This is a genomic window from Desulfofundulus thermobenzoicus (assembly GCF_009428905.1).
Classification (GTDB): Bacteria; Bacillota; Desulfotomaculia; order Desulfotomaculales; family Desulfovirgulaceae; genus Desulfofundulus_A; species Desulfofundulus_A thermobenzoicus.
This window is the reverse complement of record NZ_WHYR01000009.1, coordinates 13,897-29,715: the sequence shown is the minus strand read 5'-3', so window position 1 is coordinate 29,715 and position 15,819 is coordinate 13,897. Positions and strand designations below refer to the sequence as shown.

Below are 15,819 nucleotides of genomic sequence, written 5' to 3'. Positions count from 1 at the left end.
TTTAGAGGGAGGATTTTTATGGAAAGCCGTATTCTGGCCATTGTAACCTTAAATATGGATCATGTGGCCGGGGGGGCGCCCATTTTTTTTGCCCCCAACCCCGAAGAGCAGGAAAAAATGGCCCGCACCCTGGCCAAAACCCTGGATGCCACCGTCCACATCCTGCCCGACGGCACCTATTTCATTGTGCGGCATTAACCTTGACTAAAGCTGGCGACTATTAGATAATGAACATGTCACATTGAACCGTGCGGAAGGGAGACTTTTCATGACCAACGGACGGGGCCTGGCTGTGGAAGGGGTAGCCCCCGGCAGCATCGCCGCTCAACTGGGTGTAGAGCCGGGGGATCGCATCGCGGATATCAACGGGCAGCCGGTGGAGGATATCCTGGATTACCGTTTTCTCACCTCTGACGAAGAGCTGGCCCTGGTCCTGATCAAGCCGGACGGGGAAGAATGGCTCCTGGAAATAGAAAAGGATTTCGACGAAGACCTGGGCATCACCCTGGCCGGCGGAGGGCTGGGCCCCACCCGCCGCTGCCAGAACCGCTGCCTGTTCTGCTTTGTGGACCAGATGCCCCCGGGCCTGCGTCCCACCCTGTACGTAAAAGATGACGACTACCGCCTTTCCTTTACCCAGGGCAACTTTATCACCCTGACCAATCTGCAGGAAAGGGACTTCCGGCGGATCATCCGCCTGCGCTTGAGTCCCCTGTACATATCGGTACATACCACCAACCCGCAGCTCCGGGAAAAAATGCTCCGCCACCCCCGGGCGGGGGAAATCATGTCCCGGTTACGTCAACTGGCCGGGGCCGGCATTGCCCTGCACACCCAGGTGGTGCTCTGCCCGGATCTTAACGACGGTGTCGAACTGGAACGTACGGTGGAGGACCTCCTCTCCCTGGGTCATGCGGTTAGATCCGTGGCCATTGTGCCGGTGGGACTGACCCGCCACCGGGAGGGGCTTTACCCCTTGCGCACCTTTACACCGGGGGAAGCCCGGGAAATAGTGGAGCGGGTGCGCCGGTGGCGGGACCGGTGCCTGGCCCGGCGGGAAGAGGCCGTGGTCTTTGCCAGCGACGAATTCTACCTGCTGGCGGGCGTACCGGTGCCCCCGGCCTCCCATTACGACGATTTTCCCCAGACGGAAAACGGGGTGGGCCTGGTGCGCCTGTTCCTGGACGGGTGGCAGGAGGTGGCCCGCCGCCTGCCCCGGCAGATGTCCCGCCCCCGCCGGGTGACCGTGGCCACGGGGGTGCTGGGCGAAAAGGTGCTGGCCCCGGTTATACACCGGCTAAACCGGATCCGGAACCTGTCCGTGGAGCTGGCCGTTATCCCCAACCGCCTTTTCGGGGAACAGGTGACGGTGGCCGGGCTGATCTCCGGCGGGGACATCCTGGCCGCGTTGCGGGGCAAGGACCCGGGGCAACCCCTGATCATCCCGCCGGTGATGCTGCGCCGGGGGGAAGCGGTCTTTCTGGACGACATGACGGTGGGTGAGCTTTCCCGGAAACTGGACCGCCCGGTGGCGGTGGCGGAGGGGCCGGCGGAACTGGCCGCCGCCTGCCTGGGCCGGCCGCTCCCGGAAGAGATAAGTTAAAAAGGTGCCTGGCACCCTTATTAACTTAATTCATCTGCCCGGTAAACATTGGTTGCAAAACAGTCTTTCCTTGCGGTTTCACCAGCGTACATGGTAAAATTAAGCTGGCTGAAATAAATAAAACATTTCTCCCCCGCCGGGGTTTTTTATTATATTAACGTGGAGGCTGGTAAGCAGTTGCCCAAACCGGTAGTAGCCATAGTGGGCCGCCCCAACGTGGGCAAGTCCACCCTGTTCAACCGCATAGTGGGCGGCCGGGTGGCCATCGTGGAAGACCAGCCCGGCGTCACCCGGGATCGCCTCTACCAGACCGCCGAATGGGCCGGCCGCACCTTCACCCTGGTGGACACCGGGGGGCTGGACCTGGCCGAAGCGGGGGACATCCCCGGCCGGGTGCGCCGGCAGGTGGCACTGGCCATTGACGAAGCCGACGCCGTCCTCTTCCTGGTGGACGGGCGCACGGGACTGACCCCTACCGACCAGGAAGTGGCCGCCCTTTTGCGCCGCACCCGAAAACCGGTCCTGCTGGTGGTGAACAAGATAGAAAATTTCCAGCGGGCCGGGGAATGGACGGAATTCTACCGCCTGGGCCTGGGCGAACCCATACCCGTTTCCGCCGCCCAGGGCATGAACACCGGCGACCTGCTGGACCGCCTGGTGGCCGTGCTGCCCCCGGCGGCGGAGGACGAAGAGGAGCCGGACACCCTGCGCATTGCCGTCATCGGCCGCCCCAACGTGGGCAAATCCTCCCTGGTCAACGCCCTGCTGGGCGAGGAACGGGTCATCGTCAGTGAAATTCCCGGCACCACCCGGGACGCCATTGATACATACTTTACCCTGAACGGCCGCCGTTACCTGCTGGTGGACACCGCCGGCATCCGGCGCAAAAGCCGCATCGACCTGCCCACGGAAAAATACAGCGTCATCCGCTCCTTTAAGGCCGTGGACCGCTGCCAAGTGGCCCTGGTGGTGCTGGACGCCGTGGAAGGGGTCACCGACCAGGACAAGCGCATCGCCGGCTACGCCCATGAACAGGGCAAGGCCAGCGTGCTGGTGGTGAACAAGTGGGACCTGGTGGAAAAGGACGACCGCACCGCGGCCCGCTTTACCGAAGCGATCCGCCGGGAACTGGCCTTCATGACCTACGCCCCGGTGGTCTTTATCTCCGCCCTGACCGGAAGGCGCCTGCCCCGGGTGATGGAACTGGTGAATCTGGTGGCCGAACAGCAATGCCTGCGGGTGAACACCGCCGACCTCAACGCCCTGATCCGGGAGGCCGTTATGCACAACCCGCCACCGGCAAACAAAAACCGGCGGTTGAAAATCCTTTACGCCACCCAGGGAGGGGTTAAGCCGCCCACCTTTGTCCTGTTTGTCAACGATCCGGAACTGGTGCACTTTTCCTACCTGCGCTACCTGGAAAATCAACTGCGGGAGGCTTATGGCTTTGAAGGCACACCCATCCGTTTCATACTGCGCCGCCGGGAGCGGCAGTAAAGGGGGGACGGGGAAATGGCCTTTTGGATCGTGGTGGCCAGCTATCTGATTGGCTCAATTCCCGCAGGCTATCTCCTGGGCCGTGCCCGGGGGGTGGACATCCGGCAGCACGGCAGCGGTAACATCGGGGCCACCAACGTCTGGCGCACCCTGGGTCCGGTTTACGGAGCCGTGGCCCTTTTGGGCGACGCCGGGAAAGGGGCCCTGGCCGTCTGGCTGGGCCGTCACTTTGGCGGGCACGGCCTGGAACTGGCCACCGCCCTGGCCGCCCTGGCCGGGCACAGCTGGCCGGTGTTCCTGGGCTTTAAGGGAGGAAAGATCATCGCCACCGGCCTGGGAGTATTCCTGGTCCTGGCACCGCTGGCCGCCCTCTTTGCCCTGGGCCTGTGGCTGGTGGTGGTGGCCCTTTTTCGCTACGTCTCCCTGGGTTCCATGGTGGCCGCCCTGTCGGTGCCCCTGTGGATGTTTATGCTGCACCAGCCGGCCCCGTACGTGGCCTTTGGCGTCCTGGTCGCCCTGATCGCCGTCTACAAACACCGGTCCAATATAAAAAGGCTGCTGGAAGGCACCGAACCCAAAATAGGTTAAAAAGGGGACAGGAGCAAAAGAGGACAGCCCTTATTTTACATTTTAGAAAAAAAGGGGAGGACACCGTAAAAAAAGTAGCGTGTCCCCTTTTTAGAAGGGAAGGGAAGTTTTGTGGACAAGGTGGCCATTTTAGGGGCCGGCAGCTGGGCCACGGCCCTGGCCGTACTCCTGGCGGGGAAGGGAATGCAGGTGAGCATGTGGTCCCGCCGGGAAGACCTGGCCCGGCAGATAAGGGAAGCGGGGGAAAACGGCCGTTACCTGCCCGGGGTGGCCGTGCCGCCGGAAATACAGGTAACCGTGGATCTCCCCCGGGTGCTGGAAAGGGCCGGAGCGGTGGTCTGCGGTGTCCCTTCCCATGCCTTCCGCCCGGTTTTGCGCCAGGCGCTGCCCCTCCTGCCCCCCGGGGTGATGGTTATCAACGCCGCCAAGGGTATCGAGGAAGACACCCTGCAGCCCCTGTCCCGGGTTTTTACCGGAGAGGCCGGGGAGGATAATGCGGGCCGTTATGTGGTCCTTTCCGGCCCCAGTCATGCGGAGGAAGTGGGCCGGGGGTTGCCCACAGCCGTGGTGGTGGCCGGTCGGGACCCGCAAACCACCGGCAGGGCCCAGGAGCTGTTTATGACCCCCAGCTTCCGGGTTTATACCAATCCCGATGTGACCGGGGTGGAACTGGGAGGGGCTTTGAAAAATATCATCGCCCTGGGCACGGGCATTGCCGATGGTCTGGGCTTCGGGGATAACACCAGGGCGGCCCTGATGACCCGGGGGCTGGCGGAAATTACCCGCCTGGGCATGGCCCTGGGGGCCAACCCCCTGACCTTCGCCGGCCTGGCCGGGGTGGGGGATTTAATCGTCACCTGCACCAGCATGCACAGCCGCAACCGCCGGGCGGGGATGGAAATCGGCCGGGGGAAGAGCCTGGCCGAGGCGGTGGCCAGCGTGCACATGGTGGTGGAAGGGGTGCGCACCACCCGCGCCGCCTACCGCCTGGCCGCCAGATACCGGGTGGAAATGCCCATCACCGAGCAGATATACCGGGTGCTCTTTGAAGGGCTGTCCCCCAGGGCGGCAGTGACCAATTTGATGACCCGGGGCCGCCGCCACGAAATGGAGGAGGTGGCCATGGCCGCCGCCCTGGTGCGCTGGCAGACCGGCCCCCGGCCGGGATAAACCCCTTATAAAACAAACAGCCCTGCCGGGCTGTTTGAGTTTGAACCACCTGTTACTCCCCGCTTAAGCGGGGTTTTTTAACAAACTAACGGATAATCCGGCGGGCTCCTTTATAGTTGTTCGCGTAATAGGTATCGCTCAGGGAGGAATAGGTTACCCCCCTGTTGGTGGAAGCATGAATAAAGCGGCCTTCTCCCACATAAATACCTACATGACCGATTCCTCTGCTGCCGTAATAGCCGAAGAATACCAGGTCTCCCGGGGACAACTGGTCCCGGCTCACCGGACGGCCCAGTTCCGCCTGGGCGGCGGCGTTGTGGGGCAGGTTGATGCCGGCGGCCTGCCGGAACACATAGGCGGTGAAACCGGAACAATCAAAGGAAGAAGGTCCGCTGGCGCCATAGGCATAGGGCTTGCCCAGCAGGGAAGCGGCCTTGGCCAGTATGCCCCGCTCATCGGTTCCCCCGGCCCGGGATACCTCCTGTTCCTGCGGCGCCGGTCGGGCGGGCGCCCCCTCACCTTTGGCGGGGATGGACAGGACCTGGCCGGGATAAATCAGGGTGGAGGTCAGCCCGTTGGCTTCCATGATGGCCTCGTAGCTCACCCCGTAACGCAGCCCTATTCTGTATAAAGTATCCCCCGGACAAACCGTATACTCAACTCCACCGGCCGCGGTGTCCCGGGCAGCCACCAAAACCGCTTTTGCCGGGGCGGTGGCATCCCGGGACTGGCTGACAGCGCAACCGGTACCGGTGACAATCCCATGGTTACCGGCAGCCCAGGCAAAGGCCGGCAGGGAAAGGAAAAACAAAAAGACCACTGCCGGAACGGGCCACCGGTGGATTTTGTGTGCACGCGCACTCTTCTCCGACCCTTTCATTCATCACTCTCCTTCCGACAACTTATTCGGGTCAATAAGATTGTTCGACACCGGGACAAGGATTCCTGCCGGCAGTGGGAAATCTTTCTCCAAAAAAATCAAAACCCGGCACCCGGGGGTCCGGCGAAACCGGCGAAACAAAAAAATTTCCCCGGTCATATTCCATCCCGCAGGAAATATATATATATTGTTAATGTATGCCACTGGAAAAAAATAGACCCTGCCTTGACCAGGGGGGGATGCGATCACGTTGTACAACTTTTATATAAACGGGCAACGGAAGAAAATTTGATTTGAGGAGGGAGCACGTTCATGGAAAAGCTGGACATCTTCCGGGATATGGCGGAACGCACCGGCGGCGATATTTACGTGGGCGTGAGCGGCGGCGTCCGCACGGGCAAATCCACCTTCATCAAACGTTTTGCCGAACTTTTGATGATCCCCAATATTGAAAACCCCTACGACCGGGAACGGGCCAAGGATGAACTGCCCCAGAGCGGCGCCGGCCGCACCGTCATGACCACTGAACCCAAGTTCGTGCCCAATGAGGCGGTGGAAATCACCCTTTCCCCCAACTTAAAGGTTAAAATGCGCCTGGTGGACTGTGTGGGCTACCGGGTGGAAGGTGCCCTGGGCTATGAAGAGGAAGACGGCCCCCGTATGGTCACCACCCCCTGGTTCGAAGAACCCATTCCCTTCCAGGAAGCGGCGGAGATCGGCACCCGCAAGGTTATCTCGGACCACTCCACCATCGGCATTGTGGTCACCACCGACGGCAGCATTACCGACATCCCCCGGGAAAACTACATCGAGGCCGAGGAGCGGGTGATTGCCGAATTCAAGGACATCAACCGGCCTTTCCTGGTCCTTTTGAACAGCACCCATCCCCGGGACCAGGAAACCCTGGCCCTGGCCGGGGAACTGGCCGACAAATACGACGTGCCCGTCCTGCCTGTGGACTGCCTGCAGCTGAGCCAGCAGGACGCCCTGTTCATCCTGGAAACGGTACTCATGGAATTCCCGGTGAACGAAGTGAACATTGCCCTGCCCCTGTGGGTGGAGGAACTGGAAAGCAGGCACTGGCTGCGGCAGCAGTTTGAAAATACGGTACGGGAAACCATCCAGAATGTGCGCCGCCTGCGGGACGTGCACGGGGCGGTGGAAAACCTGGCTGACTACGATTTTATCCAGTCGGTCAACCTGACCAGGATGGATATGGGCACCGGGGTGGCGGCCATTGAAATAACCTCCCCCCAGGAGCTGTACTACCGGGTGCTCAGTGAAGAATCGGGCCTGCCCATCGAAGGCGACCACGACCTCTTCCGCCTGGTAAAGGAACTGGCCGTGGCCAAGCGGGAATACGACAAGGTGGCCCGGGCCCTGGCCGAGGTACGGGAAAGCGGCTATGGGGTGGTCACCCCCACCCTGGATGAGATGGTCCTGGAGGAGCCGCAGCTCATCCGCCAGGGCAGCCATTTCGGCGTGAAGCTGAAGGCCACGGCCCCCTCCATCCACATGATCAAGGCCGATATCGCCACGGAAATCACGCCCATCATCGGCACCGAAAGGCAATGCGAAGAACTGGTCCGTTATATGCTCAACGAATTTGAATCCAACCCGCAAAAAATCTGGCAGTCGGAAATCTTCGGCAAATCGGTCCACGACCTGGTCCGGGAGGGAATTCAAAACAAACTTTACCGCATGCCCGAAAACGCCCAGGTAAAGCTCCAGGAAACGCTGCAGCGTATTGTCAACGACGGAAGCGGCGGACTGATCTGCATCATTATTTAACCGGTCAAAGACCGGTTTTTTGTTTGCCCGGATTGACCAGGGATGATAAAATATTCATGATGTCTTGATTCACCGCAGGAAGGGGAGAGGATTTTGCACTCACCTGTAAAAATAGCCCTCCTGGGCCTGGGCACGGTGGGGCGCGGGGTCTACCGCATTCTCACGGACAACGCCGAAAATATCGCCCACAAGGTGGGCGCCCCCCTGATCATTGCCCGCATACTGGTCCGGGATCCCCATAAGGACCGGGGTCTGGAGGTAGACCGGTCACTGCTGACCGGCGACTTCTCCGCCATACTGGAAGACCCGGATATAGCCATTATCGTGGAAGTGATGGGGGGTATCCACCCGGCCCTGGATTACGCCCTGGCCGCCCTGGAACGGGGCAAAAGCCTGGTCACCGCCAACAAGGACATGATCGCCCTGCACGGCCGGGAACTCTTTGCCGCCGCCGAAGCCAGCGGCGCCGACCTGCTTTTCGAAGGGAGCGTGGCCGGGGGCATTCCCATCATCCGGCCATTGAAGCAGTGCCTGGCGGCCAACCGCATTCAGGAAATCATGGGCATTATCAATGGAACAACCAATTTTATGCTCACCAGAATGACCCTGGAGGGGGCCGACTTCCACCAGGTGCTGCAGGAGGCCCAGGCCCGGGGCTATGCCGAGGCCGACCCTTCGGCCGACATCGAGGGGCTGGACGCCGCCCGCAAGCTGGCCATACTGGCTTCCATCGCCTTCAACTCCCGCATCACCATCAATGACGTTTACGTGGAAGGGATCAGCCGCATCACCGCCCGGGACATTGCCTACGCCGGGGAATTAAATTATGTGATCAAGCTTCTGGGCATCGCCAGGGAGACGCCGGAAGGCATTGAAGTGCGGGTACACCCCACCATGGTACCCAAAAGCCACCCCCTGGCCGCGGTGAACGATGTTTTCAACGCCATCTTCGTGCGGGGAGACGCCGTGGGTGAAACCATGTTCTACGGCCGGGGCGCCGGGGAGATGCCCACGGGCAGCGCCGTGGCGGCCGACGTGATGGACGCGGCCCGGAACATCCTGCATAAGGTGCCGGGCATTGTGGGCTGCACCTGTTACGAGCAGAAGCCCGTCAAACCCATGGGCCGGTTGGAAAGCATGTATTACCTGCGCCTGCAGGTGGCCGACCGGCCGGGGGTACTGGCCTCCATTGCCTACGCCTTTGGGGACAAGGAAGTGAGCCTGGCCTCGGTGCTGCAAAAACATACCGACGGGGAAAAGGCCGAGATCGTCCTGGTCACCCACCGGGTGCGGGAACAAAACCTCCAGGACGCCCTGCGCCTGGTGGAAAGGTTATCGGCGGTGAACGAGATTTCCAACTGCATCCGGGTGGAAGGCAATTGATGGTTGAGCCACGGGGGGTTTTAAAGATGGTCCGCGTGCAGGTTCCGGCCACCACGGCCAACATGGGACCGGGCTTCGATTGTCTGGGCATGGCCCTCAAATTATATAACACCGTGGAAATGGTGCGCACCGGCGCCGGCCTGTCCATTGAAGTGCACGGGGAGGGCGCTTTTGACATCGCCCGGGATGAAAGCAACGTGGTCTACCGGGCGGCCCTGCGCCTGTTCAAACAGGTGAACTGCGACCCCGGCGGCCTGCGCATCCGTTTGATCAACAACATCCCCGTAGCCCGGGGCCTGGGCAGCAGCGCATCGGCCATTGTGGGCGGGCTGATTGCCGCCAACATCCTGGCCGGCAGCCGGCTCTCCCACCGGGAGCTTCTGTCCCTGGCCGCGGCCGTGGAAGGTCACCCGGACAACGTGGCCCCGGCCATGCTGGGGGGCATTATCATCTCCACCCTGGTGGAAGGGGAGGTCCGCTACCTGAAGATAGATCCGCCCCCCGGCCTGAAGGTGGCCGTGGCCATACCCGATTTTCCCCTTTCCACCCGCTCGGCCCGGGAAGTGCTGCCCCAGCAGGTGAGCATGGCCGACGCCGTTTTCAATCTGGGGCGGGTGGCCCTGCTGGTGGCCGCCCTGCAGCAGGGCCGGCTGGAGTTTTTATCCACGGCCATGGAGGACCGCCTCCACCAGCCCTACCGCTCCACCCTGGTGCCGGGGATGAAAAAGGTGCTGGCGGCGGCCCGCCTGGCCGGCGCCCGGGGGGTTTGCTTGAGCGGTGCCGGGCCCACCCTGATCGCCTTTGCCGACAGCAACCTGGAGCTGATCGCCCGGGTGATGAAGGACACCTTCCTGGAAAGCGGCATCAAGGCCCGGGCGCTGGTCCTGGAGCCCAGCCCGGTGGGCGCCCGCGCCCTGGAAGTAAAAAGGTAAGGTTGTTTTTCTTCGCGGGTTGGGTGATAATTATCCTGGACGTTACACCAAACTTTTTCACTGGAGGAGATCTTAGTTGCTGGTAGTGCAGAAATACGGCGGAACATCGGTGGCCACACCGGAGCGCATCCGGCGGGTGGCCCAGCGGGTGGTGGAGGTGCACCGGCAGGGACACCGGGTGGTGGTGGTGGTCTCGGCCATGGGCGACACCACCGACGAACTGATTAACCTGGTGCATAAAATTACGGATAATCCGCCCGAGCGGGAAATGGACATGCTCCTGTCCACCGGCGAGCAGGTGTCCATTGCCCTGCTGGCCATGGCCATCAACAATCTGGGTGAGCAGGTCATTTCCCTCACCGGGCCCCAGGTGGGCATCCTCACCGATAACGTGCACACCAAAGCCCGCATTCTGGAAATTAAAACGGACCGCATCAACGCCGAACTGGCTGCGGGCAAAATTGTGGTGGTGGCCGGCTTCCAGGGGATAAACAAGGCCAACGACATCACCACCCTGGGACGGGGCGGCTCCGACACCACCGCCGTGGCCCTGGCGGCGGCGCTGAAAGCCGACCTGTGTGAAATCTACACGGACGTGGACGGCGTCTTTACCGCCGATCCGCGGCTGGTGCCCGACGCCCGCAAGCTTCCGGTAATCTCCTACGATGAAATGCTGGAACTGGCCCACCTGGGCGCGGGGGTACTCCATTACCGGTCGGTGGAATGCGCCAAAATCCACGGCATACCCATACATGTGCGCAGCAGTTTCAACCATAATCTGGGCACCATAGTCAAGGAGGTCGGCAACATGGAAAAAGCAATGGTGGTCACGGGCGTGGCCCATGACCTGAACGTGGCCAAAATCGGCCTTTTCGACGTACCCGACCGGCCCGGCATCGCCTGGCGCATTTTCCGGGCCCTGGCCGACGAAAATATAAACGTGGATATGATCATCCAGAGCGCCATGCGGGACGGGATAAACGACATTTCCTTCACCGTTTCCCAGAGCGATTTGAAAAAGGCCCTGGCCGTGGTGGAGAAGATCAAGGACCGGGTGGGCATAGCCGGCTACACCTACGACGAAAACGTGGCCAAGGTATCCATTGTGGGGGCGGGCATGGTGACCAACCCCGGCGTGGCGGCCATGATGTTCGAAGCCCTGGCCCGGGAAAACATCAACCTGGAGATGATCTCCACCTCGGAAATCAAGGTTTCCTGCATCATCAAAGCCCACGAAACCGCCCGGGCGGTGCGGGCGCTGCACCGCCAGTTCGGCCTGTCCGGGGAGGAGGACTGCGTGGCCAGCGCCTAGAAAGGGAAAACACCGTACTGCAACCGGAAGGTACGTTTACGGGATAGCCGCGGCCGCCGCCCTGCTCCTTTTTAAACAGAACAGTTTTGTGGCGCATTTACGTGGTTGATTATTCACGAATAAACAGATGGCTGAACGGTCATACTGGAGGTAAACCACTGGAAGGGAATGGATCTATGGTTTACCTCCTTTTGCTGGTATCTCTGGCCCTGTTTGCCACCGTCATGCTCATAACCTGGCAGTCCGGAGCACCTAACCCTTCCCCCGGCAGCGGGCGCCGTGGGAACGACCGTCAAACCGCCCCGGCCCGCATAACGCCGGGGAAGGGCGGCCCGGCCGCGCCGGAAAGGCCGGTTACCCCCGGTGAGGGGGAACCCGAAGGCTACAACCCTCCCTTTCCGGGGATCACCATCGCCCTGATTATTCCTCCAACCGCACCGCCGGCAGAAAAGGGCTGGTTTCCCGGCCCCTTTCGCCGCCGTTTATAAAAACGGTCCATAATTACCGCAACAAAACCCGGGAAAATAACCCATCCAACAAATATGATACGTGAATAATTGGAATCTTTCATACAGCCAACCTGTCATTATTTACCACTTGGCATTTCCAGGGGCAGGCCTGTATAATTAAAATGTACAAACTAATTTTCCAGAGGCCGAATCCCCGGAAAGACAGAACCCGGGGTACGGGGGAATACATACGGTGCGGGGTGAATCCACGGCGTCCCGGGAGGTGAAATAAAAGACCCGTGGTAGGGTGCCCTCTACCCGAACCCATCAGCTAACCCCGGAGGCAAAAGGGAGGGAAGAAATGAGTCGCCTGTCCTTTTGGGGCCGCTGCCTGGTGGCCGCTTTAGCGGCCGCGTTATTACTGCCCGCCGGCATGGCCGCGGCCGCCACCCACACCGTCAGCGCCGGCGAATCCCTTTACTCCATCAGCCGGTATTACGGCGTATCCTTGAATGAACTGTGCCAGGCCAACGGCATATACAACGACCTGATTTACCCGGGACAGCAGCTATGCATCCCGGGAAAAGGCGGACACACAGATAATACCGGAACATATACCGTACAGCCGGGGGACAGCCTCTACCTGATCGCCCGGCGTTACGCCACAAGCATTGAAGAAATCAAATCAGCCAACAGCCTGGGAAGCGATGTGATCTACCCCGGACAAAAACTGGTCATCCCGTCCGCCGCCCGTGGTGGGACAGGTCCGGCCCAGGTCAGCCGGGGCAGCATTACTTCCGGTCCAGTTGACTATAGCCGTTCCGACTTTGATCTGCTGGCCCGGTTGATTACCGCCGAAGCCGACTCCGAGTCCTATATCACCAAGGTGGCGGTGGGGGCGGTGGTGCTGAACCGGGTTAAAAGCGGCATTTTCCCCCGGTCCATCCAGGGGGTGGTCTACCAGGTGGACGAAACGGGGTCCTACCAGTTCGAGCCCGTATTAAACGGCTGGATCAACCGTCCGCCCAGCGACGAAGCCCGCCGGGCCGCCCTGGACGCCTTGAACGGGGTGGACCCCACCGGAGGCGCCCTGTATTTCTTTGAATCCTGGGTGCCCAACGGCTGGCTGCAGTCGCGGCCCGTGAGCATGGTTTCGGACAGCTTTACCTTCACTTACTGATAAAACAACCGGAAATAACTGCGTAAAAACCCCGGTACGCCCGCTTCAAGGCGGGCGTCCTGTTATTTAACAAAAAATTAACGTAACCGTAGTAAATTGTACACATTTATGGGGTAAAATGATTACAATGGGAGTTTGAATATACCCGCAGGCGACAAAAAACCGGGCGGGCGGGATGTGGCTGAGTACGATGGCATTATTGATTATTAATGGGATCCTTCGTGGGAGGGGGCACACCCCGACCACGCGCCGTTACGATGGCGTAACTGATTATAACGGGGTCCCGCAGATGGAGGTGTTGCCAGGGTGTATCGTTTTATTCTCTTTGTCCTGCTGCTGGCCTTAATGGTGATCATGGTCCCGGGCTTGAGACCCCCGGTTATTTAACAATACCCTTGACCGGGGGAGCATTGCTGAAAGCCGGCTGTCACCGGACCAAAGTGGTCGGTTCCACCCGGTGCGCCGGCGTGAAGCCCTTTGCAGGCGGAACGTAACAATTCTGCCGTCATTGCCCGTGTTCTTATGCACCGGAACAGGCCTTCCCGCGAAGGGCCAATTGCTCGCACCGGTTCAGGACGGCGAGCGTCCCCGCGCCGGATACACCGGCCAGCCGGTTTTACGGCCGCGGTTTGAAGGTATGACACTTGCAGCCGTCGGCGGTATACACCGCCCGGTCGCCGCTGGCCCGCACTTCAATGGCCGGCGCCCGGCAGATCCGGCGCCTGCAATCGTTATAGACACATTCCTCGACCAGACACTTTATCCTTTGTTCCATACAGACCCCCCTGATTCATAAATGCATGCTTTCCCGCCCGGCCGGCCCGGCCGGGTGAGTTTTTGGGGCGGTTAAAGCCCGGATGTATTATAACCTGTTTCATGCACCCTAAAACCGCCGGGAACGCAATATGGAAATGATCAGCGCCACCCCCAGAATCCCGCCGGCCAGGAAACCGGCCTCGGCCACGGGCAGCCCCCACAGCACGGTGTAGCCCCGTCCCGCCAGCAGTGATGAGCCCACCATCAGGGAACCCAGGAGAATGCCCAGCACCAGCCGGTTAACCATGGCGTTGAAACGGCTGAACATGCGATCCATATCCGGGTTCACCGCCTTTATTTTGATTTCGCCGGACACGGCCAGGTCCAGCACCCGGTCCAGCCGGTGGGGCAGAGTGGTGAAAAGCTGGTGATAATCCTCCAGGTGTTCCGCCACCAGCCTCTTCAATCCCGGCAGGCTGAAGCGGCGGGCCAGCAGGCGCCGGCCCAGGGGACGGGCTATCTCCACTATGCTCAACTCCGGGTCCAGCTGTACGGCCACCCCCTCGGCGGTAACCAGGGACTTCACCATCAGGGTGAGCTCCGTGGGTACCCGGATGCGGTGTTTAAAGACCACCGCCATCACATCCCCCAGGGAATCGGCCAGGCTGATCCGGCTCAAGGGAATTTCGTAATACTTTTCCCGCAACGCATCAATATCCCGGTGCAGGGCGGTCCGGTCCACATGGCGCGGCACCACCCCCAGGTTTTCCACCGCCCGCACCACCTGGGGGGTGCTCCGCCGTACCAGCCCCAGAATCAGGTCCCCCATTCCCTCCCGCAACTGATCATCCATGCGCCCCACGATGCCAAAATCCATAAAAACCACCCGGTTTCCGGGCAGGGCGGCCAGGTTGCCCGGGTGGGGATCCCCGTGAAAGAAGCCGTGCAGCAAAATTTGCCGCAGCAGGGCGTCGGCCAGGCGCCTGGCCACCACCCGCCGGTCGATGCCCGCCCGGTCCAGTTCCTCCGGCCGGGTCAGTTTAACCCCGGATACATACTCCAAGGTCAGCACCCTGCGGGTGGTGTAGTCCCAGTGGACGGACGGAAAATATACCGTGTCGTCACCGGCGAAATTCTGACGGAATAGGCGGGCATGGCGCCCCTCCGCGGTAAAATCCAGCTCTTCCTTGAGAATCCGCTCAAACTCCTCCACCATTTCCTCAAAACGGTAGAGATCCCGCCAGGGACCGTGCCTGTCCACCAGCCGGGCCACATCATAAAGGATCTCCATGTCCGTGGAAATGATTCTTTCAATTTCCGGCCGCTGCACCTTGACCACCACCGGCCGCCCGTCCAGTAAAACAGCCCGGTGGACCTGCCCGATGGAAGCGGCGGCCAGGGGGGTGGGGTCGAACTGGGTGAAAATCCCGTCCAGGGGCAGCCCCAGTTCCATCCGGATTTGCTCCCGGACCAGAGCAAAGGGGAAGGGGGGCACCCGGTCCTGCAATTTCTCCAGTTCAGCAATATACTCCGGCGCCAGCAGGTCCGGGCGGGTGGAAAGGACCTGCCCCAGTTTGATAAAGGTAGGACCCAGTTCCTCCAGCACCAGGCGCACCCTTTCGGCCGGGGAAGGACTTTCCGGAGCCCTTGCGTCATCCCCGTCCCGGGTCTGCCGGGCCAGGCCCAGAAACTCCCCCAGGCCCAGCTGGCGGGCCAGGTAGCCGAAGCCGTGGCGCACCAGCACCTGGGCAATTTCCCGGTAGCGGGTGAAATGTTTATAACGCTTGCGTAAATGGAGTTGCATGGAAGAATTGCTCCTCGAGAAAATAGTTGTCGGTCGTCGGGTTAAGCGGCCCAGCATTCACCGGAATAGGTAATTTTCGAAGTAAATTGTGCTAATCCGTGTATATTTTCCCGGCAACATCCGAACATCTGTGAGTACCGGGAAGGGAATAAACGTTCTCATGGACGACTCCCCTGGAAATAATCGCCGGTCGTCGGCGATATGGTGGTAAAAGTCCCCGGATAGATGACAAAGTAAAAAGTTTCCTCGCCTTAGTGTTTCCACAACCGGCCCGGAAAACCCTTTTCCGGCGGGGCAGCCGGCAGGAAAAAGGCAGGAAACGACGAATGAACAATAAGGAATATTATCCATGGTCAAATTGCCCACGGGATTGTATAATTTTTTTGTATGAACCGACCGTCCCACTGGAAGTGAGGAGAAGCAGACAGATGAAAAGTGAAAGCAATAACATAAAGGGACAGCCCCCCCGGGGGA

General features: G+C 60.6%; 14 protein-coding genes and 1 riboswitch. Of the genes, 11 read left to right on the top strand and 3 right to left on the bottom strand.

Going from position 1 to position 15,819, the window contains the following annotated elements; all coding sequences use genetic code 11:
- Window positions 1–18: 18 nt before the first annotated feature.
- The 5 genes from GFC01_RS04860 to GFC01_RS04840 all read left to right on the top strand — a co-directional run bounded on the left by GFC01_RS04860 (window position 19) and on the right by GFC01_RS04840 (window position 4,858).
- Window positions 19–198, top strand: a complete 180-nt coding sequence (locus GFC01_RS04860) for a capping complex subunit for YIEGIA (protein ID WP_152945516.1) — start codon at window positions 19–21, stop codon at window positions 196–198.
- 70 nt (window positions 199–268) lie between these two features.
- Entirely contained in the window at window positions 269–1,603 is a 1,335-nt protein-coding gene (locus GFC01_RS04855) for a DUF512 domain-containing protein (RefSeq protein ID WP_152945515.1), read from the top strand.
- 177 nt (window positions 1,604–1,780) lie between these two features.
- Window positions 1,781–3,100 (top strand): ribosome biogenesis GTPase Der, encoded by a 1,320-nt coding sequence (gene der, locus GFC01_RS04850; RefSeq protein WP_152945514.1) that lies wholly within the window; start codon window positions 1,781–1,783, stop codon window positions 3,098–3,100.
- Between the two features lie 15 nt (window positions 3,101–3,115).
- Window positions 3,116–3,688 carry a glycerol-3-phosphate 1-O-acyltransferase PlsY gene (plsY, locus tag GFC01_RS04845; RefSeq protein ID WP_152945513.1) on the top strand — a complete coding sequence of 191 codons (573 nt, stop codon included), beginning with the start codon at window positions 3,116–3,118 and terminating at the stop codon, window positions 3,686–3,688.
- Window positions 3,689–3,799: 111 nt separating this feature from the next.
- Complete coding sequence (locus GFC01_RS04840; protein ID WP_341473755.1) at window positions 3,800–4,858, top strand: NAD(P)H-dependent glycerol-3-phosphate dehydrogenase; 1,059 nt, start codon at window positions 3,800–3,802, stop codon at window positions 4,856–4,858.
- An 85-nt stretch (window positions 4,859–4,943) separates the two neighbouring features.
- Here the strand turns inward: GFC01_RS04840 and GFC01_RS19290 are convergent, their stop codons facing one another.
- Entirely contained in the window at window positions 4,944–5,738 is a 795-nt protein-coding gene (locus GFC01_RS19290; RefSeq protein WP_152945512.1) for a C40 family peptidase, read from the bottom strand.
- A gap of 312 nt (window positions 5,739–6,050) precedes the next feature.
- Here GFC01_RS19290 and spoIVA point away from each other — a divergent pair, with 312 nt between their 5' ends.
- From spoIVA to GFC01_RS04805, 6 genes are all read left to right on the top strand, one after another.
- Window positions 6,051–7,529 (top strand): stage IV sporulation protein A, encoded by a 1,479-nt coding sequence (gene spoIVA / locus GFC01_RS04830; protein ID WP_152945511.1) that lies wholly within the window; start codon window positions 6,051–6,053, stop codon window positions 7,527–7,529.
- A gap of 93 nt (window positions 7,530–7,622) precedes the next feature.
- Complete coding sequence (locus tag GFC01_RS04825) at window positions 7,623–8,912, top strand: homoserine dehydrogenase (RefSeq protein ID WP_152945510.1); 1,290 nt, start codon at window positions 7,623–7,625, stop codon at window positions 8,910–8,912.
- Between the two features lie 26 nt (window positions 8,913–8,938).
- The gene (gene thrB / locus GFC01_RS04820) at window positions 8,939–9,844 is read left to right on the top strand and encodes a homoserine kinase (protein WP_152945509.1); all 906 of its coding nucleotides are present in this window, start codon (window positions 8,939–8,941) and stop codon (window positions 9,842–9,844) included.
- Window positions 9,845–9,920: 76 nt separating this feature from the next.
- Complete coding sequence (locus tag GFC01_RS04815) at window positions 9,921–11,156, top strand: aspartate kinase (protein WP_152945508.1); 1,236 nt, start codon at window positions 9,921–9,923, stop codon at window positions 11,154–11,156.
- Between the two features lie 176 nt (window positions 11,157–11,332).
- Window positions 11,333–11,644 carry a hypothetical protein gene (locus GFC01_RS04810; RefSeq protein WP_152945507.1) on the top strand — a complete coding sequence of 104 codons (312 nt, stop codon included), beginning with the start codon at window positions 11,333–11,335 and terminating at the stop codon, window positions 11,642–11,644.
- Between the two features lie 155 nt (window positions 11,645–11,799).
- Window positions 11,800–11,966, top strand: a riboswitch (cyclic di-AMP (ydaO/yuaA leader).
- Complete coding sequence (locus tag GFC01_RS04805; RefSeq protein WP_152945506.1) at window positions 11,967–12,785, top strand: LysM peptidoglycan-binding domain-containing protein; 819 nt, start codon at window positions 11,967–11,969, stop codon at window positions 12,783–12,785.
- 616 nt (window positions 12,786–13,401) lie between these two features.
- On the opposite strand, the gene GFC01_RS04800 is transcribed toward GFC01_RS04805, so the two are convergent.
- Window positions 13,402–13,560, bottom strand: a complete 159-nt coding sequence (locus GFC01_RS04800) for a DUF1540 domain-containing protein (protein ID WP_152945505.1) — start codon at window positions 13,558–13,560, stop codon at window positions 13,402–13,404.
- Window positions 13,561–13,668: 108 nt separating this feature from the next.
- Window positions 13,669–15,345 carry an ABC1 kinase family protein gene (locus GFC01_RS04795; RefSeq protein WP_152945504.1) on the bottom strand — a complete coding sequence of 559 codons (1,677 nt, stop codon included), beginning with the start codon at window positions 15,343–15,345 and terminating at the stop codon, window positions 13,669–13,671.
- Window positions 15,346–15,819: the final 474 nt, after the last annotated feature.